Source organism: Microbulbifer donghaiensis (genome assembly GCF_900129095.1).
GTDB lineage: Bacteria > Pseudomonadota > Gammaproteobacteria > Pseudomonadales > Cellvibrionaceae > Microbulbifer > Microbulbifer donghaiensis.
This window is the reverse complement of sequence record NZ_FQVA01000001.1, coordinates 1,379,218-1,401,523: the sequence shown is the minus strand read 5'-3', so window position 1 is coordinate 1,401,523 and position 22,306 is coordinate 1,379,218. Positions and strand designations below refer to the sequence as shown.

Annotated in this window: 19 protein-coding genes; 10 read left to right on the top strand and 9 right to left on the bottom strand. The window is 59.5% G+C overall.

Features of this window, described 5'->3' with window-relative positions; all coding sequences use genetic code 11:
• The first annotated feature begins 26 nt into the window (after window positions 1-26).
• Window positions 27-401, top strand: coding sequence for a hypothetical protein (locus BUC36_RS05935; protein WP_073272684.1), 375 nt, complete (start codon window positions 27-29; stop codon window positions 399-401).
• Window positions 402-543: 142 nt separating this feature from the next.
• Here BUC36_RS05935 and BUC36_RS05930 read toward each other — a convergent pair whose 3' ends face one another.
• From BUC36_RS05930 to miaB, 6 genes are all read right to left on the bottom strand, one after another.
• On the bottom strand, window positions 544-1,461 hold the full coding sequence (locus tag BUC36_RS05930) for a TIGR01777 family oxidoreductase (protein WP_073272682.1): 918 nt from the start codon (window positions 1,459-1,461) through the stop codon (window positions 544-546).
• A 268-nt stretch (window positions 1,462-1,729) separates the two neighbouring features.
• Window positions 1,730-3,295, bottom strand: a complete 1,566-nt coding sequence (lnt, locus tag BUC36_RS05925; protein ID WP_073272679.1) for an apolipoprotein N-acyltransferase — start codon at window positions 3,293-3,295, stop codon at window positions 1,730-1,732.
• Between the two features lie 191 nt (window positions 3,296-3,486).
• Entirely contained in the window at window positions 3,487-4,380 is an 894-nt protein-coding gene (locus BUC36_RS05920; protein WP_234994896.1) for an HlyC/CorC family transporter, read from the bottom strand.
• Between the two features lie 80 nt (window positions 4,381-4,460).
• Window positions 4,461-4,934 carry an rRNA maturation RNase YbeY gene (ybeY, locus tag BUC36_RS05915; RefSeq protein ID WP_073272677.1) on the bottom strand — a complete coding sequence of 158 codons (474 nt, stop codon included), beginning with the start codon at window positions 4,932-4,934 and terminating at the stop codon, window positions 4,461-4,463.
• An 18-nt stretch (window positions 4,935-4,952) separates the two neighbouring features.
• Entirely contained in the window at window positions 4,953-5,978 is a 1,026-nt protein-coding gene (locus BUC36_RS05910; protein WP_073272675.1) for a PhoH family protein, read from the bottom strand.
• A 203-nt stretch (window positions 5,979-6,181) separates the two neighbouring features.
• Window positions 6,182-7,561 carry a tRNA (N6-isopentenyl adenosine(37)-C2)-methylthiotransferase MiaB gene (miaB, locus tag BUC36_RS05905; RefSeq protein WP_073272673.1) on the bottom strand — a complete coding sequence of 460 codons (1,380 nt, stop codon included), beginning with the start codon at window positions 7,559-7,561 and terminating at the stop codon, window positions 6,182-6,184.
• 235 nt (window positions 7,562-7,796) lie between these two features.
• Between miaB and BUC36_RS05900 the strand changes: the two genes are divergently transcribed.
• From BUC36_RS05900 to BUC36_RS05880, 5 genes are all read left to right on the top strand, one after another.
• The gene (locus BUC36_RS05900) at window positions 7,797-8,129 is read left to right on the top strand and encodes a DUF1820 family protein (RefSeq protein WP_200797192.1); all 333 of its coding nucleotides are present in this window, start codon (window positions 7,797-7,799) and stop codon (window positions 8,127-8,129) included.
• Window positions 8,130-8,453: 324 nt separating this feature from the next.
• Entirely contained in the window at window positions 8,454-9,827 is a 1,374-nt protein-coding gene (locus BUC36_RS05895; RefSeq protein ID WP_073272671.1) for a hypothetical protein, read from the top strand.
• Window positions 9,828-9,847: 20 nt separating this feature from the next.
• The gene (locus BUC36_RS05890) at window positions 9,848-10,612 is read left to right on the top strand and encodes a hypothetical protein (protein ID WP_073272668.1); all 765 of its coding nucleotides are present in this window, start codon (window positions 9,848-9,850) and stop codon (window positions 10,610-10,612) included.
• 180 nt (window positions 10,613-10,792) lie between these two features.
• Complete coding sequence (locus BUC36_RS05885; RefSeq protein ID WP_073272666.1) at window positions 10,793-11,584, top strand: UDP-2,3-diacylglucosamine diphosphatase; 792 nt, start codon at window positions 10,793-10,795, stop codon at window positions 11,582-11,584.
• Window positions 11,581-13,254 (top strand): bifunctional ornithine lipid synthase OlsF, encoded by a 1,674-nt coding sequence (locus BUC36_RS05880; protein ID WP_073272664.1) that lies wholly within the window; start codon window positions 11,581-11,583, stop codon window positions 13,252-13,254. The genes BUC36_RS05885 and BUC36_RS05880 overlap by 4 nt, the downstream gene beginning before the upstream one ends.
• 51 nt (window positions 13,255-13,305) lie before the next feature.
• On the opposite strand, the gene BUC36_RS05875 is transcribed toward BUC36_RS05880, so the two are convergent.
• The 3 genes from BUC36_RS05875 to BUC36_RS05865 all read right to left on the bottom strand — a co-directional run bounded on the left by BUC36_RS05875 (window position 13,306) and on the right by BUC36_RS05865 (window position 16,956).
• Window positions 13,306-14,580: an aspartate aminotransferase type Ic gene (locus BUC36_RS05875; protein WP_073272662.1), complete on the bottom strand. Its 1,275-nt coding sequence runs from the start codon at window positions 14,578-14,580 to the stop codon at window positions 13,306-13,308.
• A gap of 98 nt (window positions 14,581-14,678) precedes the next feature.
• A complete protein-coding gene (locus BUC36_RS05870) occupies window positions 14,679-15,545 on the bottom strand; it encodes a DUF6279 family lipoprotein (RefSeq protein WP_073272660.1) in 867 nt (288 codons plus the stop codon).
• 91 nt (window positions 15,546-15,636) lie between these two features.
• The gene (locus tag BUC36_RS05865) at window positions 15,637-16,956 is read right to left on the bottom strand and encodes a phosphate ABC transporter substrate-binding protein (RefSeq protein WP_084535641.1); all 1,320 of its coding nucleotides are present in this window, start codon (window positions 16,954-16,956) and stop codon (window positions 15,637-15,639) included.
• Window positions 16,957-17,651: 695 nt separating this feature from the next.
• Between BUC36_RS05865 and nagK the strand changes: the two genes are divergently transcribed.
• The 4 genes from nagK to BUC36_RS05845 all read left to right on the top strand — a co-directional run bounded on the left by nagK (window position 17,652) and on the right by BUC36_RS05845 (window position 22,209).
• Entirely contained in the window at window positions 17,652-18,599 is a 948-nt protein-coding gene (nagK, locus tag BUC36_RS05860) for an N-acetylglucosamine kinase (protein ID WP_073272655.1), read from the top strand.
• 18 nt (window positions 18,600-18,617) lie between these two features.
• Window positions 18,618-19,661 (top strand): glucosamine-6-phosphate deaminase NagB-II, encoded by a 1,044-nt coding sequence (gene nagB-II, locus BUC36_RS05855; RefSeq protein WP_234994895.1) that lies wholly within the window; start codon window positions 18,618-18,620, stop codon window positions 19,659-19,661.
• Window positions 19,662-19,678: 17 nt separating this feature from the next.
• Window positions 19,679-20,806, top strand: coding sequence for an N-acetylglucosamine-6-phosphate deacetylase (gene nagA / locus BUC36_RS05850; protein WP_073272651.1), 1,128 nt, complete (start codon window positions 19,679-19,681; stop codon window positions 20,804-20,806).
• A 62-nt stretch (window positions 20,807-20,868) separates the two neighbouring features.
• A complete protein-coding gene (locus tag BUC36_RS05845; RefSeq protein WP_073272649.1) occupies window positions 20,869-22,209 on the top strand; it encodes a sugar MFS transporter in 1,341 nt (446 codons plus the stop codon).
• Window positions 22,210-22,306 lie beyond the last annotated feature (97 nt).

Here is a 22,306-nt window from a genome sequence, read left to right as displayed (position 1 = left end):
ATAACAATAAAAGAGGTATCACTAAGATGAAGGGTATTCCCGCATCATTTTCCCCTATTCAATTGCACAATCGCCTAAATCGCGCCGTGTGGATCGGTTTCAACCGTGTGGTGCAGGATGACCGCGAACTGGTGTTCCTTTGTGCCGGCGGTGAAGGTGCCGCTCAGGTGAGCAAGAATTTCGAGACTTTTGCCGGGCAGATTGTGCGGGAGTTTCGCATCAATCCGGCTGAAGTGGACTTCGTCGAGCTGCGCAGCGAAGGTGAAGAACAGCAGTGGTATCGCTGGCACGCGCAGTGGGTCGGCTCGGCGCCGATGGAATGCAAGGCGGAGCTGGTGGCCAGCGATTCGGGGCGCCGCTATCTGGCGCAGGCGCTGAGCCGCAGCGTCGAGGCCGCGTAAGATGGGCCGCGTCGGATGGGCAATGGAGCGTAGCGAAGTGCCCCCCATCTGACGCTGTGATGGGCACGCTGCGCTTTGCCCATCCTACTCTACTGGCGGCACAATCCCCGGTCCGCCCCTTTCCCCCAGGGGCAGATCCGCCCTAGACCCGCGCCTTCCTGGCGTGGCCGTTACCCTGCAGCAGGTCCGCAAGGGCCTGTTCCAGCGTCGGAAACTGGAAGCTGTAGCCGCTGTCCAGCGCCGTGCGCGGCTCCATCCTCTGGCTGGCCAGCAGCAGCTCCTCCGCCATATCCCCGAACATCAATTTCAGCAGCCACGCCGGCGTACGCAATAACGCCGGGCGGTGCAGTTCCTTGGCCAGCAGCCGGGCGAAGCTGTTGTTGGTCACCGCTTCGGGGGCGCAGGCGTTGAATGGCAGGCACAGGTGCTTGTCGATGGCGTGTAGCATCAGGCCGACGATATCGTCCTCGTGAATCCAGCTCATCCACTGTTCGCCGGAACTCATGGGGCCACCGAGGCCCAGGCGGAATGCCGGCAGCATTTGCGCCAGGGCACCGCCGCGGGTAGAGAGGACAATGGCGGTGCGCATGATGCCGACACAGATACCTGCCTGTTGCAGCGGCAGGGTGGCGGCCTCCCAATCGCGACATAGTTGCGCGGCGAATCCGCCTCCAGGGGGGCTGCTCTCGCGCAGCAGGTCGCCGCCGCGGTCGCCGTAAAAGCCGACGGCAGAGCCGGACAGGAAATAGCGCGGCCGCGGGGCCTGGGACAGGGACCAGCGCACCAGTTTCTCGGTCATTTGCAGGCGCGAGCTGCGAATCTCCTCGCGGCGGTTCTCCGTCCAGCGGTGGGTAATCGGTTCCCCCGCCAGATTCACTACCACATCGACCTGTGTGTCCACTTCCTGGGGTTCGCGGCAGGCTTGCGCCTTTTCACCGCACAGCCTGCGCACCTGCTCGGGCCGCCGGCTCAATACGGTCAGCGTATCGCCGCGGGCGAGCCATTGCTGGCAGAACAGTCGGCCGATCAAGCCGGTGCCGCCGCTGATTAAACAATGCATAGGGTGGGCATCCTTGCCGTGCTCTTGTCGTTGTATCCGTTTTTCCGCCGAGCGCGATTCCGTTCGCGCATTCGGCACAAATAGTAGCAGCCAGAGGTCGCAAGCCGGCCTCTGGCACAAATACAGCCGAGTGTAGGCGATATCTATCTGAATGGTGGTGATTTGCCGCGCCCTTATACGAATAGGTCATATAAATAGGCGCGGTGAATGTGCTCGTGGCGTTATGGCGCCGTCAGACCCGGGGCGCAGCCTCTAGCGGGACGGGATTTCAGTCAGTGGCCTGGCCGACGGCGATATCCCGTTGCGCTTTGCGCTTGCGCCGCAGCAGTGTCGCGACGGCGAGCATTGGCAGTGCCAGCGCAAACACCAGTGAAATGCCCGCCAGCATAAACGGCGTGCGGCCGCGCATGGGGCGGATCTCGCCGATCATATTGGCGCGCTCAAATTGCGGTAGTTGCTCCAGAATGCGGCCGTTCGGGTCGACAATGGCCGTGACACCGGTGTTGGTGCCGCGCACCAGGTAGCGGCCGGTTTCCAGTGCGCGCATCTGTGCCATTTGCATATGCTGTAGCGGGCCGATGGAATCCCCGAACCAGGCGTCGTTGCTGATCGTCAGCAGTACCTGCGCCGACAGCGCGGTGTCGGCAACCATGCGCGGGTAGACAATCTCGTAACAGATCAACGGCGCCCAGGTGACACCGCCGGCGTTCAGGGGCTGCTGATCTTGCGGACCAGAGCGAATGAAGGAAGTCGGCAGGTCGAAGAATTCGATGGTGCCGCGAATCCACTCCTCCAGCGGCACGTATTCGCCGAAGGGCACCAGGTGGCGTTTGTGGTAGACACTGGGGCTGCGGCCGAACACGGCGGCGGAGTTGTGTATCACGCGGCGATGCTCGGCGCCGTTGTCTTCGCGGTCGTAGAGTACGCCACTGATCAGGTCTATTTGTGTCTGCTCGGCATTGCGCTGCAGGGCTTGCATCAGGTTCGGCGCCTGGCTGTAGAGCAGCGGCAGTGCCGCTTCGGGCCAGATGATGACGTCGACACCTTTCTCGCTTAGCGCCCGGGTGCCGTCCTGGTAGCGGCTGATGGTTTCACCGCGGAATTCCGGCAGCCACTTCTTATCTTGAGGAATATTGGCCTGCACCAGGCCGACGGTAATCTCCTCGCCTTCGGGCTGGGTCCAATCCACCTGTGCCAGCAGGGCACCCAGTGGCCAGGGCAGCAGCGCCGCTCCGATCAGGGCCAGGTGTGTGCCCTGCCTGATTGGCATCAGGCGCCGCGCTGCGGCGAGCGCGATGACCGCCGCGGTGAAGGCCAGCAGTAGCCCTATGCCGTACACGCTGAGCACAGGCGCCCAGCCGGAGAGCCAGGTCTCGATATGGCCGTAGCCGGCAAACAGCCACGGGAAACCGGTGAATATCCAGCTGCGCAGCCATTCGCTGATAAACCAGAGCGCGGAAAAGGCGAGCGCGAAGCTGATCTTGTGGTCGGTAAAGCGCCCGAGCAGGTAGAACGGCAGGGCCAGCAGCAGCGCCATTATGGCGACGAACCCCCCGGTCAGGGCCAGCCCCAGAGGCACCGAGGAGTTGCCGAATTCGGTGATGGAGACATAGACCCAGGAACCGCCGCTGCCGAAGAGACCCAGGCCATAACAGAATGCGAGCCACAGTGCGCTGCGGCCGCGCAGCAATTGTCCATCGGATACGCGCAGATAGAGCCAGGCCAGCGCGGACAGGGAGACCAGACCGGCTATCCAGAAATCGTAGGGGGCGAAAGAGAGAGTCATCAAGCCGCCGGCAATGGCGCTGGCGAGGGAATAGAGTAGTCTGCGCATTATTGGCTTCGTCGCATTCATTTTGCAGTTGGGCGGCTCTGCTATCGGGGGAGTTTTTTGCGAGGCGAGCCGCGGATCCGTATATCGAGGTCTCGCGGTCGCCCCTGCCGATGAGGGGCGCGCAATGAACCCGATTTTATCGCCCGCGCCACTTAGTCCGGATAATTCCTCCGGAGTTCAGTGAGATATCGTCAGGCGTCTTCCGCTGGTGGCTTTTCCATGCGGCTGACCCGCAGCAGGTGAATCTGCCGGTTGTCCGCATAGAGTACCCGGAACATAAAGTCGCCCAGGCGGGTGATTTCGTCACGTCCCGGCAAATGCCCGAAGGACTGCATGATCAAACCACCGATGGTATCGAACTCCTCGTCGCTGAGTTCGCAGTCAAAATACTCGTTGAAATCCTCGATGGGGGTGAGCGCCTTGACGATAAAGTCGTTGTCACCCACCTTGCGGATATAGCTGTCCTCTTCTTCCTCGTCGGTCTCGTCCTCGATCTCGCCGACGATTTCCTCGAGGATATCTTCAATGGTCACCACGCCGGAAACGCCGCCGTACTCATCGATCACGACGGCCATGTGATAGCGATTCTCGCGGAATTCCCGCAGCAGGATATTGAGGCGCTTGCTTTCGGGAATGATATTGGCCGGGCGGATGATATCTTCGAGCTGGAACTCCTCCAGGCCCTTCAGAACCAGTGACAGCAGGTCCTTGGCCAGCAGGATACCGCGGATATCGTCGATGCTCTCGCCGATGACCGGGAAACGGGAGTGGCCGGACTCGATAATTTTGGGCAGGAATTCCTCCGGCTTGTCCTGCAGGCTGACCACTACCATCTGCGAGCGGGGGATCATGATCTCGCGCACCTGCTGGCTGGAGACGTCCAGCGCGCCCTCGATGATAGACAGGGCCTCCGCGTCCACCAGTTGGTTATCCGCGGCATCCTTGATGATATCCAGCAGTTCGTCGCGGGATTTGGGTTCGGCAGAAAAAGCACCGAACAGCTTTTCGAGCCAGTTTTTTTCACCCGATCGGGACTTGCTGGATTGGCTACTTGGGGGTTCGTCTGTGGTCATGGAAGTGGCCATGCTCCGGTTTTCTCTCGTCTGTACTCTAGTCTGTAGCGATTCGCGACTGTACTGATTCTATGAATGGTACAAGCGCGCTGTTATTCCTTTACATCTTCTGCGGGGGTATAGGGGTCCGCGAAGCCGAGGCCCGCCAACAGGCCTGTCTCCAGCTTTTCCATCACCTCGGCGTCGGTGTCATCGATATGGTCGTAACCCAGGAGGTGCAGTGTGCCATGGACCACCATATGTGCCCAGTGCGCGGAGGGCGCTTTGCGCTGTTGTTCCGCTTCCTGCGCGACAACCGGGGCACAGATCACAAGATCCCCGAGTATAGGAAGATCCAGGTCCTCAGGTAGTTCGGCAGGGAAGGACAGGACATTGGTGGGTTTGTCCTTGCCGCGATACTGGCTGTTGAGCTGGCGACTCTCCTCCTCGTCGACGATGCGTACCACCAGTTCCGCTGCCTCGCGGCGGCCCGAAAGGGCGGCCGCGACCCAGGTCTGGATGCTGTCGTCGGAGGGGAGATCGGTGCAGCGGCTGGCCCGCTGCACGTCGACGTGTAAATCGATCATGATTTTCGCGCGACAGCCTCAGGCCGCGTCTTCGTCAGGTTTGGCTGTCATCGCCTCGCGCTCTGCCTCGTGGATATCGTAGGCTTCGACGATGCGCTGAACCAGCGGGTGGCGCACCACGTCTTTGGCGCCGAAGTGGGTGAAGCTGATGCCATTGACATTGCGCAGCACCTCGATGGCGTGGCGCAGGCCGGAGGCCTGGCCGCGGGGCAGGTCGATCTGACTGGGGTCGCCGGTGATCACCGCGGTGGAGCCGAAACCGATGCGGGTCAGGAACATCTTCATCTGCTCGCGGGTGGTGTTCTGGCTCTCATCGAGGATTACGAAAGCGTTGTTCAGGGTGCGGCCGCGCATATAGGCGAGCGGCGCCACCTCGATGACATTACGCTCGATCAGCTTGCCGACCGTCTCGAAGCCGAGCATTTCGTAGAGGGCGTCGTACAGCGGCCGCAGGTAGGGGTCCACCTTCTGGCTCAGGTCGCCGGGCAGGAAGCCGAGCTTTTCACCCGCCTCCACCGCCGGGCGCACCAGCAGGATGCGCTCGACCTGGTCTTTCAACAGGGCCTCCACGGCGCAGGCCACCGCCAGATAGGTCTTGCCGGTACCGGCCGGACCTACGCCGAAATTGATGTCGTTGGTCTGCACGGCGCGCACATACTTGCGCTGGTTCAGGCCGCGGGGGCGCACGGAGCACTTCTTGGTGCGGATCAGTACCACCTGTTCCGCCTCCGCGCCCTCGCTCTCGTCATTCCTGTTCAACAGCTCCTCGACCCCGGCCTGCTGCAGCGCCAGGTGGATCTCGTCCGGCGTCAGCTGATCTCTCGTCCCCGTCTCCTTGTACAGGAAACTCAGCAGCTCGCCGGCAGCGCGGGCGGACTTGGGCTCTCCGTAAAAGGCAAATTGATTGCCGCGATTGCGGATTTCGATATCCAATCGCTGTTCAATCTGGCGCAGGTGTTGATCGAATTGGCCACAGAGGTTGGCCAGGCGGCGGGCGTCGTTGGGCTCAAGAGTGATACTGTGAGCGAGAGTATGAGTTTCCAAATTGGTTTCCGTGCACCTTTATCTGGGGGTTTCACTGCTAGGGTATACCCATTTTCCCGGTAGGGGAAAGGGCAGTGTGCGACAAATAGGTTCTAACCTTATATGGCTTTTATAACAGGTTGATATTACAGAACCGGGAAAACTTGTCTGTGTGTGCCCGGAGGGAGCGGCGAGTCACCGCTCCCGTGGCAGGATGGATAGGATTACATCAGCGGGCCATCGAGCTCGGAGGCCACCAGGGTGCCGCGCAGTGAATTGGGCAGCGCCTCCTCGATCAGGACATCGGCGAACTTGCCGATCAGCGCCAGGTCGTCGAAGCGGAAGTTGACCACGCGATTGTTTTCGGTGCGGCCCTGCAGTTGGCCCGGGTCCTTTTTCGATACGCCGGTCACCAGCACTCGCTCGGTATTGCCGACCATGCGGCGGGCGATCTCCGCCGCCTGCTGGTTGATGCGGTGCTGCAGCAGCTGCAGTCGCTGCTTCTTCACTTCCTCCGGCGTGTCGTCCGGCAGGTCCGCCGCCGGCGTGCCCGGGCGCGGCGAATAGATGAAGCTGAAGGAGATATCGAAGCCCACGTCCTGGATCAGCTTCATGGTGTCTTCGAAATCCTTCTCGGTCTCCCCCGGGAAGCCGATGATAAAGTCGGAAGACAGGCAGATATCCGGGCGGATCTTCTTCAGGCGGCGGATCTTGGACTTGTACTCCAGTGCCGTGTGGCCGCGTTTCATCGCCATCAGGATGCGGTCGGAGCCGCTCTGCACCGGCAGGTGCAGGTGGTTCACCAGTTCCGGCACTTCGGCGTAGACATCGATCAGCGCATCGGAGAACTCCACCGGGTGAGAAGTGGTGTAGCGGATGCGGTCGATACCGTCGATGGCGGCGACATAGGTAATCAGCTCGGCAAAATCGACAATCTGGCCGTCGTCGCCGGGCGCGCGGTAGGCGTTTACATTCTGACCCAACAGGTTGACCTCGCGTACACCCTGATCCGCCAGGTGTGCCACTTCCTCCAGCACGTCCGCCACTGGGCGGCTGACCTCCTCGCCGCGGGTGTAGGGCACCACACAGAAGGTGCAGTATTTGGAACAGCCTTCCATGATGGACACGAATGCCGTGGCACCGTCGGCCTCCGGCTGCGGCAGACGGTCGAATTTCTCGATTTCCGGGAAGCTCACGTCCACGACCACAACGCCGTTTTTCTGCTCTCGGGTCTGCATCATTTCCGGCAGGCGGTGCAGGGTCTGCGGACCGAAGATCAGGTCCACGTAGGGCGCGCGGGTGGCGATGGCCTCGCCCTCCTGGCTGGCGACACAGCCGCCGACGCCGATAATCAGATCGGGATTTTTTTGCTTCAGGTGCTTCCAGCGGCCCAGCTGGTGGAACAATTTTTCCTGTGCCTTCTCGCGGATAGAACAGGTGTTGACCAGCAGAACATCCGCATCCTCCGGGTCGTCGGTGGGCACCATGGCGTGTGACTCGCCGAGCAGGTCGCGCATGCGCGCGGAGTCGTACTCGTTCATCTGGCAGCCGTGGGTCTTGATATACAGCTTTTTCACCCCGGTTTTGGGTGTGGTATCGGACATATCGCGCCTGGTTAAAAACTAGTCAATTAAAATGGTGGGGCATTATAGCGATACCGTCTCGCACTGCATAGACGGCTATATTAGCTGCGTAAATCCTGTGCTATTCTTGCGCGCTTTTTTGGGCTGGCCCGGAGCCAGCTCGAATGCACGGTAGAAGCGCCAGAGAGGGCAGGCACTAAATTATGCAGCCTCCCGCGCTTGAATCCACGGGGGTAGTCCCCAGTTAGAGAGTCCTATGGCCAACCCTATTTACAAAGTCATCTTCCACAACCAGAACCAGGTGTACGAGCTCTACGCCCGGGCCATCTATCAGAGCGATATGTATGGCTTTATCGAGGTCGAGGAGTTTGTCTTTGGCGAAAAGGCCCAGCTGGTAGTGGATCCCAGCGAGGAAAAACTGAAGAATGAATTCGCCTCGGTGACCCGCTGCTATATCCCGATGCACAGCATCGTGCGCATCGATGAGGTGGAGAAAGAGGGGGTAGGCAAGATCGTTGAAGTAAAAGGTGACAAGGTCGCCAAATTCCCCTTCCCGACACCGATTCGCCCGCCGGTAGACCCCGAGTGATTTCGCGCGGCAGCGCCCGCTGTCGCTTACTCCTTCTTTTTTGATTCTCGTTCCCCGCCGATTTCCGCCGGAGCGGCTCACCGCAGCCAAAAAAAGCTAACCATTCATCGTATTGCCATCCGAGTTTCTCCCGGAAAGCTATTCTGAAAGATAAGGAAAATTTTCGCTGTCGAACGGTCCCTGCAGCCAGTCGCACTTAGGCGATAAAAGAGAAGTGATCCATTAATGGAGCACGGACTGGAATTGGTGGCGCTCCGCCGGTGACAGCGAAAGGACCGTCGAAATCGATACCTAAAATGTAGTGGATGTCTTTTAGGTGAAGTCATGACCTCTATCCCGGCAACCCAAACTGCTATTTCCGCCCTCCGTCTCGAAGAGCGCGTTGAGCGCGACGTCAAGGCAGGCATTCCCGAGATCGACCGAAACAATCACACCGAGAGCGAAGAGAGTCTGCGCTCCTATGTGATGCGGGAGATCATTGGCAAGGTCCACCAGGGCAGGCAGGAACAGCTCGACGAAGAGGTGGAAGCTCGCAATGATGTGGGCATTCGCCAGCTGTATCAGGACATCAAAAATACAGAAAGCGCCATCTGCAAAAGGATCGAGAGTCGCTTCGCGGTCATCGCCCAGGACCTGAAAAGGGCAGCCAAGGAGCTTTCTTCTGTGCGGACGGATCTTGAGATATTCCGGCACAGAAATGGCCTGACGCGGGACGCTATCTATCGCGAGTCAAAGATCCTCCATTACTCGGTCATATTTTTTATTGTTATTTTCGAAACAGCACTGAATTCCTTCTTCCTGTCGAAGGGCAGTGAGCTAGGTTTGGTGGGCGGCTTCTTCCAGGCGTTCATTATCTCCCTGGTCAATCTCGGTCTCGCCGCCTTTGCCGCCGTTGCCCTGCGAAACACATTTCACCGCAATATTGCGCGCAAGCTGAGTGCTCTGCTCGTGTTTGCGGCAATCGGCGCGATCGCCACGGCATTTGTCCTCGGCGTCGGCCACTACCGGGAAGCCCTGGAAGTAAACCCGTTCATTGCCTCCAAGCTCGCAGTGCTGAACTTGCTGGGTGACCCTTTTGGCATACACGACTTCAACTCCTGGATTATGGTGATCGTCAGTGCTATTGCCCTGATATTGCTCACCGCCAAGTTTTTCGTGGTCGATGACCGCTACCCGGGCTACACCGCCATGACCCGTCGGTTGACGAAGCTGCAGGATCAGTGGGCCAGGAGCTGCGCGGTGGCTATCGACGAGATCAATGAGGTGGCAGAGGTTTCCCAGCAGGAGCTTTCCGACAAGGAGAGAGAGATTCGCACCCAGTACATCGGCTTCAAATCCAGTATCGAGCACAGTGAAGAAATCCGGCGTCACTACGAGGAGGACATCGTCAAGGCGCAGGGGTTACTGGATGAGCTGGTCCGTTACTACCAGTCCTACTCCGCGAGAATGATGAATCGCCGGGCCGCTTACTTCGGCGAGCTGCTGAGGTTCGAGCTGGACAAGTTGCCAACGCTGAACACCACCGGCCTGGAACAGCACAAGGTTGATCTAACCGCGTTCGATCTGGTGCTGAAGGATTTGGACCAGGCTTATGCGGACTCTATCGCGGCGATCAACAGCAAGTGCCGAGAAACACAGAGGGAATTAGCAGGTCTGATCAGCACCATCGAGCGAGACAATGGATTGAGTGGAATGTGATGAGATATTCCCGCGGAGCTATGTCGTCCGAAGATAGGAGAGGGCTGCTGATATTCGCTGTCGGTGGTGCCATACTGATCGCCCTGGCCGCTTTTATATTCACCGTCGTCAATGCACCCGAAAAGGATTATGACCGGGTGACGCTCTGCAACGAGCATACCCCCAGATATGCGCACCAGCTGCTGATCATCGACGTCTCCGATGCGCTGTCTGCGCACCAGGAGCATTTTCTGCGCACTCATATTTCGGAGATGCTGCAGAGTGCCAGGGTAAATGACCGCTTTTCAATATTCGTTCTCGATGAAAAATACAACGGCCTGTCTGATCCCGTGGTCGACCTGTGTAAGCCGAGTTCAGCAGATGACGTGAATATGCTCACTTCAAATCGCGTCTTCGTTGAACGGCTGTATCAGGATCGCTTTGCCGAACCGCTCGATAGAGCCATCGCTGCCGTTGTTGCGTCCGGGGAACAGAAGCGATCGCCGATCTTTGAAGCGCTTTCGGACATTGCCGCCTTGCGAAGGATCGATCAGCGCGCCGAGGATATCCGGCTGATAATCGTCAGCGACATGATCCAGAACTCCCGGGCCGGATCGGTTTTCAGAGCCGGGCCTGAGGCGATTGACGGCCTGCCGCCGATTGATCTGCGCAGGGCCAGAACCAGGGTGTTCTGGCTGGACAGGGAAAAATACAAGCGCTACCAGACGACGGATCTGGTCAGCAGCTGGGAGGATTATCTGGCCAGCGTATCCCGGTTCGAGCAGATCGAAAGGGTCAGGAATTAATTGTCGGTGTTTTAAAATCCCCCCCCGTCGAATGCCCCGGCGGGCCGACGCCCCCTTATCAGCCGAGGGCTGCCAGCACTTTGGGCTGGCCCGCTGCTGACATAAATTTTTCACAGGAATTGCCACTTTTTGTAAGAATACTCAAGCAAGGTATCTCAAACCGCTATTTGGGGCCTTGCTATGAGCAACCGCTATCGCGCACTGTGGATTTCCGATGTTCACCTGGGCAGCCGGGACAGCGAGCCGCAACGGCTGGCGGACTTTCTCGACCAGAACCGCGCGGATACCGTTTACCTGGTCGGCGATATCTTCGACATGAAAGCTCTCGCCCAGGGCAAGGGCAGCTGGTGTAAAGCTTCCTCGATGTTGCTGGAAATGCTGTCCGAACTGAGCAGCAAGACTCCCGAGATTATCTACGTTCCCGGCAATCACGATGCGCCGATGCGCAGCTGGGCCGGGAAGCGCCTCGGCAATATTCGCGTAGAGCGCGAGTGGATTCACACCGCTGAAGACGGCAGCCGCTACTGGGTCACGCACGGGGATCAGTTCGAGCACCAGATCGACGTCCACCCGCTCAGCTACCACATCGGCGACCAGAGCTATTATCTGATGCTGCGCCTGAACCGCTGGATCAATTACTGGCGCGGTCGCTTCGACAAGCCCTGGTGGTCGCTGGCCAACCATGTGAAGAACCGCGTAAATGCCGCCCGGCGCATGATGAACAGTTTTGAGGAAATTGCGATTCGGGAGACTCGCCGCCGCGGTTTCGATGGCGTTATTTGCGGACACATACACCGCGCCGCGATCCGCCATGGCGATGCCGCCGAAGCGGAAGTTACCTATGCCAACTGCGGCGACTGGGTGGATTCCATGAGTGCGGTAGTGGAGCAGCATGACGGCAGTCTGGATCTGCTGCACTGGCACAGGACACCGAAAATAGCCCGTATTATGACGGAAGCGGTGGCCGCATGATTCAGCTCGAAAACCTCCTGCAGAAAAATGCCTGGTACAGCGCCGCGCCGGACAAGGCGACGCGCAAGCTGGTATCGGCAACCCTGAAAAAAATCTGTTGCGAACAGCAGTTACGGGAGTTCGGCCGCCGCTATCCACACCTGGGCGGACTCGATTTTATTCGCCAGGTGTTTGCCTATTTCGATTTCCGCTATGACCTGAATCCGCTGGAGCTAGAGCGGATACCGCGCAGCGGCCCGCTGGTGATCGTCGCCAACCACCCCCTGGGCAGCCTCGACGGCCTGGCGCTGATCGACATGGTCGCGCGGGTGCGCAAGGATGTGCGCGCGATAGCCAGCCAGCTGCTGTGGAACATCGAACCGCTGCGCCCCTACCTGTTACCGGTAGACAACTTCAATGGCCGCACGCGCCGCGGCGACGTAGAGGGGATCTATCGGCACCTGCAGGAGGGCGGTGTCATCATTGTCTTCCCCGCCGGCGAGGTCTCGCGCCTGACCCCCCAGGGCGTGCGCGATGGTCGCTGGAACCCGGGCTTCACCCGCTTTGCCGAAAAAGCCGGCGCGCCGATTCTGCCGGTACAGGTGCGCGGCAGAAATTCGTGGTGGTTTTACGGCCTGTCGATGCTGAACAAGCCGCTGTCCACGTTGTGGCTCATCCGCGAAATGTTTAAACAAATGAGCCGCGGCATCGACATTCGCATCGGCAGTCCCGTGGAGGCTGAGCACTTCCGCAACTGGCCGTTGGCTCCGCGGGCCCAGGCGGCGCTGTGGCGCAAGCATGTGCACCGGCTGCACAAGTCGCCGCGACCGCTAGGCCCGGAACTCATCGCCGCTGCCGAGCCGGTCGACGACGTCACGCGGGTAATGGACAGCTGCGCCACATTGATCGAACAGGGCGAGTACTCCGTCAAGCTGTATCGCCAGCAGGTGGATTGCCCGGTAATGCGCGAGCTGTCGCGTATCCGTGAAATCGCCTTTCGGGCTGTGGGTGAAGGCACCGGCCTGAGTCGTGACTGGGATGCATTCGATGCGCATTACGACCACCTGCTGTTATGGGATTCGCTGCGGGGCCAGATCGCCGGCGCCTACCGGTTGGCAAAAACTGACGGTTTGCAGCCGGAGCAGATCTATAGCAGCACGCTGTTCAATTACCCGCGCCCGCCGCAGCAGTGCCTGCCGGGATCGGCGGAACTGGGGCGCAGTTTCCTGTTGCCGGAATACTGGCGCGGCCGGGGACTGGATCTGCTCTGGTGCGGTATCGGGCAGTGGATTGCGCGCAACGACGTGCGTTATCTGTTCGGTCCTGTGTCCATGCCGGGTACTTTTTCGGTGCGTGCCAAGTCGGCCATTGTGCGCTATTTCCTGCATCACTACGCGACCGGTAACCCCCTCGGCGATGCGCGCCTGCCATTTGCCGAGGCGCGCGATGACCTGCCGCCGTTACATGGCGACGCGGCCAAGGACATGGTCCAGCTGAAACAGACCCTGAAGGAAGAGGGCGTGATGTTGCCGCCGCTGTTCAAGAAATACACGGCGGTCACCAGGCCGGGGGGGACCAGCTTTCACGCGTTCAACGTGGATCCGGATTTCTGTGATTCTGTGGACGGGCTGGTGGTGGTCGACCTCGAACAGGTGGACTCCAAATTCGCGAGGCGCTATCTGAACGCTTGAGAATGGCGGCAGGCAGTCGCGCTCATGCTGGCCGCGACTGCCGCAGATACCTCAGGGCAATGCTAACTGCTGGCGTACGCTGGCGAGTTTTACGCACAGAATAAACACCGCCATGGCCGTATCCAGTTCCTCCAGTGGCGGGAAGCTCGGCGCGATGCGGATGTTGCAGTCTTCCGGGTCCTTGCCGTAGGGAAAGGTGGCGCCGGCTGGTGTCAGTTTTACTCCGGCATCCGCAGCCAGCTTGACCACGGCCGTGGCGCAGCCCGGGCGCGTATTGAAGGAAACGAAGTAGCCGCCCTTGGGCGTTTCCCAGGTTCCCAGATCCGCATCGCCGAAGGCATTGTGCAGCTGGCTCAGCACACATTCGAACTTTGGTTTCAATATCTGTGCGTGTTTCTGCATATGCTCCCGCAGCATGGTGAATTCGGCAAAGAAGCGCGAGTGGCGCAGTTGATTAACCTTGTCCGGCCCGATGGTCATCGCCTGCATCTGCTTTTTCAGTGATGCCAGGTTGGCGCTGCTGGCACTGATAAAGGCAACGCCGGCACCGGCATGGGTGACCTTGGAAGTGGAGGCGAACTGCAGAACAGAATCCGCGGTGTCATTTTCCAGTGTCGCGGCGCGGATGCTCGGCAGGTTAACCTGCTGTTCCAGGTCGTGGATCGCGTAGGCGTTGTCCCAGAAAATACGGAAGCCCGGGTTGGCGAACTGTGCCAATTGTGCCAGGCGGTCGACGGTTTCCTTGTTGTAGGTAACGCCGGTGGGGTTGGAGAACTTCGGTACGCACCAGAGACCGATGATGTCCTGATCCTGACGAATCTGCTCCTCGACTGCATCCATATCCGGACCGCTGTCGGTCATCGGAACATTCACCATGCCAATGCCGAGTTGCTCACAGATGGCGAAATGGCGATCGTAGCCGGGTACCGGGCACAGGAACTTTGGCGCTTGCAGGTCGCGCCAGGGTACGTTGCCGGCGAAGCCGAACAGGTAACCGGTCAACACAGCGTGGTACATCAGCGTCAGGGAGCTGTTTCCCGCGGCCACGACTTCCGCGGTCGGTACCTGCAGGATATCCGCCCCCAGCTCGCGCGCGCAGAGCAGCCCTTCCAGGCCACCGTAATTGCGGGTATCGGTGCCGTCGGCAGCGCGGTAGTCGCCGTTCAGTATGCCGTCCAGGCGATCGGAAAGTTGCAGCTGTTCCGCCGAAGGTTTGCCCCGGGTGATATCCAGGCTCAATTCATGCTGGCAGATGCGCTGGTATTGCGCACTGAGTTCTTTTTCCCAAGCCTGTAGCTGGTCGCGTGTGGCGGAGTCGATACGCACGAGGTTCCCCCTGTCTGATCAATGGAAGCGGCGAGCTTAGCAGCCAGAGGCGGGAGCCGTCAGCTATCTCAGCAAGAAATGGTGGATTGGGGGCTGCGCTATTGGCTGGCCAGGGTGCGGAAGTCCGCTGCGTACTCACGCAGCGTTCGCGTCAGGTGGCGGCGCTGTGTCTCGGTGGTGCTGGCGAGGATTTCCCGGCTGAGCTCGCGGGCCTGCTGGTGCCGCTGTTCCTGCATCTGCCGGTAATCCTCCGACCAGAGCTGCTCCGGATTGAGGAGCAGGTCGCGCATTTTGTTCAGGTAACCATCCGGCTTGCGGCGTAGAAGGTCGATAAAATTTGCCTGCCATATCTTTCTCTGTTGATCGCGCAGCAGAGGGTTGTAGGCTACCTGTGCTACCCAATCGGCAATCAGCTGTTCCTGTTCATCGCTCAGGGAGCCGAGCCATCGCTCACTCTGCTTGCGAATCTGTTTTTTTCGGCGGCGCTCGATCTTGTCCGGGGATTTTTGCCATTTCTCCAGTGACTCTTCGCGCTTTTCGCGCAGGTTTTCCTCCAGCCCGTCAATCTGTTCGTCACTGAGTTGTGGCGCGAGTGGCAGCAACACGTCATAGAGTTGCGTACTGGCGGCATCCCAGAATGCACTCACCTGGCCCTCGACCGCTGCCAGCTCGACCTGCTCCAGGTGGCCCTGGTCGACCTGATCGGCGAGTTGCGCGAGATATTCGGCGTAACGGGGCAGCTGCGTCTGGCGGTGCCAGCGGTGGAAACTGTCGAGGGCGCCCTGTAGCTGGCCCTTCTGCACACTATTGAAATCGACATAGTCGTCGATCTGCCAGCGCATCCACAGGTCCAGCTGGTTGTAAGCGAATTGAATGCTCGAGCAGCTGCTGAGGAGAAACAACACCAGCAACAGGGTTGCGGTGCGCCACAGTCGGTTCAGTATTTTGGTAGCCGGAGCCGCCATTCACGTTATCCTAATGAGCTTTGGCCCGCACGATTTGTCGGGGCAATCACTAGCATAGTCAAACCGCGCCAGTAGCCCGGCGGCAGGTCGTTCAGTTAATCCACACCTCGACACGACTGTTTTTGATCGGTGCCTGCTCGCTGTCGACGGTCAGTGGTGCGAAAGCACCCAGGGCGAGGATTTTGCTGTCACCCAATTGATGTTCCCGCAACAGGGCGCCCTGGACTTTGAGGGCGCGAAAGCGGGAGATGATGTCTGCAATGTTGCTGTTGGATTTCTGATCGGAAAAGCCTACCAGAATGAGATTGAGCTCGCGCTCGGCATTATCCATGTAGTGTTCCAGGCGGCGCAGGTCCTTGAGCGCCCGGCTGTCGAGCTCTGAACTGCCGTTGGCAAAGCGGAAAGAAATACTCAGGCGCTCTCCCTGTTCCATCAGTTGCCGGTAGGCTTCGGGTGCATTGGGGTAGGGCGACATTTTCAGCGCCACCGGCGTCAGGTTGATGAAGCCGGTTTCTGCAACCAGCTTTTGCCCCTCGGGCGACTCGACAAAATGCAGGAAACTGTCCACATGCGGTTTGAACTGGCTGGGGTTCTTGTACAGGTAGAGCCGCCGGGTCAGTGGGAAATCCTCGGTTGCGATGATGCCGCGGTCCGGCACCACCGCGGCCAGGCCTGCGGATTTGATCGCGACTTTCTTCACGTCCCCCGCATCCGCAAAGGGCAGGTAGCCAATGGCGCCGGGTTGGCGCAATACCAACTGGTGCGTCTCCGCGTTGCCGGAGACCTCATAGATGCCGCGAGTCGGCCGGCTTCCGCCAAACACCTCCTCATCGAAGGTGGCGCGGGTACCGGATTCGATATCGCGGTGCAGGGGCCGAATCGGCAGGTCCGCACCCCCCAGTTCCGCCCAGTTGCTGATTTCACCACTGTAGATCTGCCTGAGTTGCGCGATGGTGAGCTGGCCGACCGGGTTGCTCGGATGAATGGCGATCACCAGGGCGTCCAGGCCGATCACGTGTTCCGCTTCGGCGCCGGCCAGATTGCCGAAGCGCGTCAGCATATCCACTTCCTTCTGCTTGATCTTGCGCGAGGCCATGCCGATGTCGGCACTGTCGCCATCAAGTGCCTTGAATCCGGTACTGGATCCGAGGGCCACAATCGGGACTTCCACTGCGCGTGCACCCAGATTGGCAGTGATCCAGTGGCGCTCGCCCTCGCTGCGCTGTTGTATGTCGCTGGCGTCCAGGCTGTGCAGGTAGCCTTTTACCAGTCTTGGTGCCAGTTCGGCGCCAATGGTATTTGAACCGGTAAGGCGGAACAGCGTCTTCTTATCGGCGGCCAGCGCCGGTGTCATCAGCAGCTGACAGCAAAGGAGCGCGGCAACCATCGCGCGCATGGACAAGCCCCCCATTTAAATAACCTCTCGCTTGCATCCTTGTACGGAAATGTCTGGCGCGAAATCCGCAGCTTTCATTATTGCGGTGCCGATGCCTGTATCGGTGGCGGTTTCGCGTGATGCGGGTGGCACTCTAAAATACGAGCGCCATTCCGGGCGGGTGCTTTATCGCAGAAAAGTGTGACGTGATTATTGCAAACAGGTGTTAATCGGTTCGCAATTTTTGTTTGTTGCGGGGCGCCTTGTTGTCGGAAGTGGTGCCGGCACAAGTGATCGGCAGCGCTGGCCGGTGGCGTTGGCAGGCGCCCGGATTCTACTGGGCTCTATCTAATAGTCGCCTTGCGAGGATCCGGCTTCACGCCTTCCGTATCTGGGGGGCGCGGTCCGGCCGTGGCTGTCGACGGTCGCCGCAGCGTATTGCGGGCGGGTTCAATCCCGCTCCCGGCTTCGGTGGGCGGGACAAACGGGAGGTTATATACTCCGGTGTCACCGAATGGTAAGTCGGTTGATTCTTGCGCGGTCCCGGCTCCCGTACCGGTGTTTCATTGGTTTTTTTTAGAAAATGGGATGACAACGCTGTCATTTCTCCTGTAGTATCCCTCCTATATTGGCTCTGGTGCCCAATGCGCACCGGCCGGCTTCCCGGGGGAAATGTATTGGGAAGCCTGGTAAAGACACATAACAATACAAAATCTTAGAGGCCGGTTCAGATGGTTGCTTTGAGAGACAGGGACATACTTTATATTGGCATCGATGGCGGCGGCAGTAAGTGCCGGGCTTCTATAGTGGATGCCGACAACCGCGTCCTCGGTACCGGTGTGGCTGGACCTGCCAACCCGCTGCACGGATATGCACAGACTATCGATTCCATCGTCCGCTCGGCCGCGCTGGCGCTGGCGGAAGCGAAACTCCCGCCGGAAACTCTCGGTGAGCTGGTGGCTGGCGTCGGCCTGGCCGGCGTCAATATGCCGCGGCTCTACAGCGAAATGGCCTCCTGGGCCCATCCCTTCAAGAAAATGTACCTCACCACCGACCAGCACTCTGCCTGTCTCGGCGCGCATCGCGGCGGTGACGGTGCAGTGATCATTGCGGGCACCGGTTCCTGTGGCTACGCCTGGGTCAATGGCCAGAGCAAGCTGGTGGGCGGACACGGTTTTCCCCACGGCGACAAAGGCAGTGGTGCCTGGATGGGCATGGAAGCCGTCAAGTATGTGCTGATGGCCCTGGATGGGCTGGCCGAGGACTCGCGCTTGAAGAGCGAGGTACTGAAGACCCTCGATGCCGGCGATGCCAATGAGGTTTTTGAAAAGATTGGTGGAAAGTCTTCCAGCCATTACGCGCGTATCGCAGTGCCGGTGATCGAGTGTGCCGAAGCAGGCGACCCGGTAGCCGTGGCGATAGTGCGCGACGGTGCCGCTTATATCAGTGACTTGGCCGACAAGTTGTTGGAATTGAAGCCGCCCCGGCTGTCGATGATCGGTGGCCTGGCACCGCGGCTGCGCCCCTGGCTGGCACCGCATGTGGTGGAGCGCCTGGCTGAGCCGCTGGACGCACCGGAGATTGGCTGTGTCTATTTTGCCCAGCAGTCGCTGGCGAGAGAGGCGAGCGAGGCCAGGCCGGCTGCGCAGGAAGCCGATTCGAAAGCGCTGTTTGGATAACGGAAACCGAGAATTTTTATGACTGCAGTAACTCCCGCCGAGGCAACACAGGTAAATAGCGGTATGGCTACCACTGTTATGGAAACCGAGGCCCGCGAGGCGCCCGCGCGTATTGCCGAGCAATTGCAGAACAACGCGGCCACCATGGCTGAATTGGGCGAACACCTGCGGCGCGAGCCGCCTCGGTTTGTAATGATTGTCGGGCGCGGTTCCTCGGATCACGCCGGAGTTTTTGCCAAGTACCTGATCGAAATCGAAACCGGCACGCCGACCTTCGCTGCGGCGCCGTCCGTTTCCAGTGTCTATGGACGCAAACTCAAACTGGAAGGCGCCCTGGTACTGGTGATTTCCCAGTCCGGCCGCAGTCCCGACATTCTCGCCCAGGCGAAAATGGCGAAAGAAGCGGGCGCTTATACCGTGGCGCTGGTGAACGATGAAAGTGCACCGATCAAGGATGTCGTCGACCTGGTGGTACCGCTGAAGGCGGGGCCGGAAAAAGCGGTCGCCGCGACCAAGAGCTACCTGAGTACCTTGTCCGCTGTGCTGCAGCTGGTGGCCAACTGGACGGAAGATGCCGCACTGCTGGACGCCGTCAACGGGCTGCCGCAAACCCTGACCGAGGCGGTCAATTCCGATATTCAATTGCGTCCGGAAGACCTGGCCGCGGTGAAAAATCTCGTGGTGCTGGGCCGTGGACCGGGTTACGGCATTACCCGTGAGCTGGCACTGAAGCTGAAGGAGGTCTGCAATATTCACGCTGAATCCTTCTCCAGTGCGGAATTCCTGCACGGGCCGGTAACGCTGGTTGAGCAGAAGCTGACCGTAGTCAATGTACCGATCGAGGATGAATCCTTCCAGGCGCACAGCGAGCAGATTGCCGACATCATCCGGCGCGGCGGCACGCTGGTAAATCTGCATGTGCCGAGCAAAGGGGTGCACCCGCGCGTGGCGCCGCTGGCGCTGTTGCAGCGTTTTTATATCGATGTGGCCCACGTCGCCGTTAGCCGGGGTATCAACCCAGATGAACCGGCCGGCCTGAAGAAAGTCACCCAGACCGTCTGAGTGATCGGGAGAGTATCGTGGCGCGCACTCTGATCGCGGAACAGCTTTTCGATGGCGAACAGATTCGCCGCGACATTCCGCTGACCATCGGTGAGGACGGTCGCATTCAGTCCATTGGTGGCGAAGTCCCCGCTGACGCGGAGCAGCTCAAGGGGCTGCTGGCTCCCGGGCTGATCGATGTGCAGGTGAATGGCGGTGGTGGCGCGCTGTTTAATAACGACCCCACTGTCAATGCGCTGGGCAAGATGAGCAGGGCCCATGCGCGTTTCGGCACCACCGGTTTCGTGCCGACGCTGATCACCGATCAGGTGGACATCATGCAGCAGGCCGCGGATGCCGTCAGTGCAGCGCTGTGCGAGGGTGTTCCCGGTGTCATCGGTGTGCATTTCGAGGGGCCGCACCTGAGTGCACCGAAAAAGGGAACCCACGAAGAAAAGTTTATCCGCCCGCTGACGGGCGAAGAGCTGGCGATTTATGCCCGCGATGACCTGGGCATCAAGGTGGTCACGCTGGCACCGGAAAATGTATCGCCGGACGACATTCGCCAGCTGGTGGCGCTGGGTGTCAAGGTTTGCCTCGGCCACTCCAATGCCGACGGCGCCACAGTCGCTGCGGCAGTCGCGGCTGGCGCGACCGGCTTTACGCACTTGTACAACGCGATGTCGCCACTGCAGTCCCGCGAGCCGGGTATGGTGGGCACCGCACTGATCAGTGACGACGCCTGGTGCGGGTTGATTGCCGACGGCCACCACGTTTGTGCCGAAGCCATGCTACTGGCCCTGAAGGCCAAGCCGCGCGGCAAGATCATGCTGGTGAGCGACGCGATGTCACTGGTAGGCAGTGAGGAAACCAGCTTTCCTCTGTTCGATCGAGTGGTGACGCGCGAGGGCGACAGGTTGACGTCGACAACGGGCGAACTGGCGGGATCGCACCTGGATATGATCAGCGCGGTGCGCAATATCCGCGACTGGTGTGGTGTCGAGTTGCCGGAAGCGCTGCGAATGGCGAGCCGGTATCCGGCGGAATTCCTCGGGGTTGCCGGCGGAAGGCTGGAGCCCAGTGTGCAGGCGGACCTGATTTTGTTGGACGAGAAGTTGCAGGTTGCGAAGACCTGGATAGGTGGCAGGGAAGTTTTTTCACGGTAGCGTTCGAAATACGACCGTAACGATCATTCGAAAAACGAACATAACGATAAGAAGGTGCTCCTATGGAAACCGTTGTAGTCAATGAAAGGGCCCCAAGTGGGGCGAACAGTACCCTGCTGCCGATGGCCATTATCGGCATGCTGTTTTTTGTTTTCGGCTTTGTAACCTGGCTGAACGGCGCGCTGATTCCGTTCCTGCAAACCATTTGTGACCTGACCGCATTCCAGGCCATGTTGGTGGCTTCTGCCTTCTATATCGCCTACACGGTTATGGCGCTGCCGATGGCGGCGATCATAGAGCGCACCGGATACAAGAATGGTATGGCGCTCGGTCTGGCGCTGGTGGGCGTAGGGGCCCTGATTTTCATCCCCGCCGCTTACAGTCGCATGTTCGGTGTTTTCCTGCTGGCGCAGTTCGTGGTGGGCTCCGGTCTGACTATTCTGCAGACCGCCTCCAATCCCTATGTGGTCAAGCTTGGCTCCAGCGATACCGCCGCCGTGCGTATCTGCATCATGGGGCTGTTGAATAAAGGCGCGGGTATCGTAGCGCCATGGGTTTTTGCGATTCTCGTAATGACCGGTATCAGCGGCATTTCTGAATCCGAATTGGCCGCACTCTCCGCCACTGCCAAAGATGCCAAGCTGGATGAGCTGGCGAGCCAGCTGGTCAATCCGTATATCGGCATGGCGATTCTCGCTGGTCTGCTCGCCGTGGCCATGACGTTCGCCCCTCTGCCTGATATCGAAGATGAGGCGGTTGCGGGCCAGGAAGATGCCGCGGTCACCCTGTCCGGGCTGATGAAGTTCCCGCAGCTGGTGCTGGGCTCGGTGGCGCTGTTCTTCTACGTTGGTGTGGAGGTAATTGCCGGTGATGCGATTGGCCTGCTCGGCAAGCAGGCGGGTATGGATACCGCGGCCGCGTCTGTGCTGACTTCCTACACGATGATCTTTATGGTGCTGGGCTATATTTACGGCACTATTGCCATTCCGCGCTTTATCAGCCAGCAGACTGCGCTGTTGTTCTCCGCGGTAATGGGAATTGTGTTTACCATTCTGGTAGTGACGGGCTCACTGGAGAGTTCCGCTATTTCTGCCGGAACCCTGTCGCTGTTCGGCCTGCCGGAAATTCCCAATGCGGTTTTCTTTGTGGCGTTGCTGGGGTTTGCCAACGCCATGTGCTGGCCGGCGATCTGGCCGCTGGCGCTGGAGGGACTGGGCAAGTTCACTTCCAAGGGCGCGGCACTGCTGATTATGGGTATTTCCGGTGGCGCTATCCTGCCGCCGCTGTACGGACATTTTGCCGATACCGGCGACGGTCAGTTCGCCTACCTGATCTCGATCCCTGCCTATCTCTTTATTCTGTTCTATGCCCTTAAAGGACACAAATTGCGCAGCTGGAAGTAACGCTGTTCGACGTGACTCGTCTGTTGTTTTTCTCTTTGGTTCTCGTCATCTTGCCCTCTTTGTGAGGGCTTTTTTTTTGGTTGCAGGTGGGGGGGAG

What these genes read in the sequence shown, in the direction of transcription:
- BUC36_RS05935 (WP_073272684.1), top strand. Translation starts at nt 27, where the DNA reads ATGAAGGGTATTCCCGCATCATTTTCCCCTATTCAATTGCACAATCGC.
- BUC36_RS05930 (WP_073272682.1), bottom strand. Translation starts at nt 1,461, where the DNA reads ATGCATTGTTTAATCAGCGGCGGCACCGGCTTGATCGGCCGACTGTTC.
- lnt (WP_073272679.1), bottom strand. Translation starts at nt 3,295, where the DNA reads ATGCGCAGACTACTCTATTCCCTCGCCAGCGCCATTGCCGGCGGCTTG.
- BUC36_RS05920 (WP_234994896.1), bottom strand. Translation starts at nt 4,380, where the DNA reads ATGGCCACTTCCATGACCACAGACGAACCCCCAAGTAGCCAATCCAGC.
- ybeY (WP_073272677.1), bottom strand. Translation starts at nt 4,934, where the DNA reads ATGATCGATTTACACGTCGACGTGCAGCGGGCCAGCCGCTGCACCGAT.
- miaB (WP_073272673.1), bottom strand. Translation starts at nt 7,561, where the DNA reads ATGTCCGATACCACACCCAAAACCGGGGTGAAAAAGCTGTATATCAAG.
- BUC36_RS05900 (WP_200797192.1), top strand. Translation starts at nt 7,797, where the DNA reads ATGGCCAACCCTATTTACAAAGTCATCTTCCACAACCAGAACCAGGTG.
- BUC36_RS05895 (WP_073272671.1), top strand. Translation starts at nt 8,454, where the DNA reads ATGACCTCTATCCCGGCAACCCAAACTGCTATTTCCGCCCTCCGTCTC.
- BUC36_RS05890 (WP_073272668.1), top strand. Translation starts at nt 9,848, where the DNA reads ATGTCGTCCGAAGATAGGAGAGGGCTGCTGATATTCGCTGTCGGTGGT.
- BUC36_RS05885 (WP_073272666.1), top strand. Translation starts at nt 10,793, where the DNA reads ATGAGCAACCGCTATCGCGCACTGTGGATTTCCGATGTTCACCTGGGC.
- BUC36_RS05880 (WP_073272664.1), top strand. Translation starts at nt 11,581, where the DNA reads ATGATTCAGCTCGAAAACCTCCTGCAGAAAAATGCCTGGTACAGCGCC.
- BUC36_RS05870 (WP_073272660.1), bottom strand. Translation starts at nt 15,545, where the DNA reads ATGGCGGCTCCGGCTACCAAAATACTGAACCGACTGTGGCGCACCGCA.
- BUC36_RS05865 (WP_084535641.1), bottom strand. Translation starts at nt 16,956, where the DNA reads ATGGGGGGCTTGTCCATGCGCGCGATGGTTGCCGCGCTCCTTTGCTGT.
- nagK (WP_073272655.1), top strand. Translation starts at nt 17,652, where the DNA reads ATGGTTGCTTTGAGAGACAGGGACATACTTTATATTGGCATCGATGGC.
- nagB-II (WP_234994895.1), top strand. Translation starts at nt 18,618, where the DNA reads ATGACTGCAGTAACTCCCGCCGAGGCAACACAGGTAAATAGCGGTATG.
- BUC36_RS05845 (WP_073272649.1), top strand. Translation starts at nt 20,869, where the DNA reads ATGGAAACCGTTGTAGTCAATGAAAGGGCCCCAAGTGGGGCGAACAGT.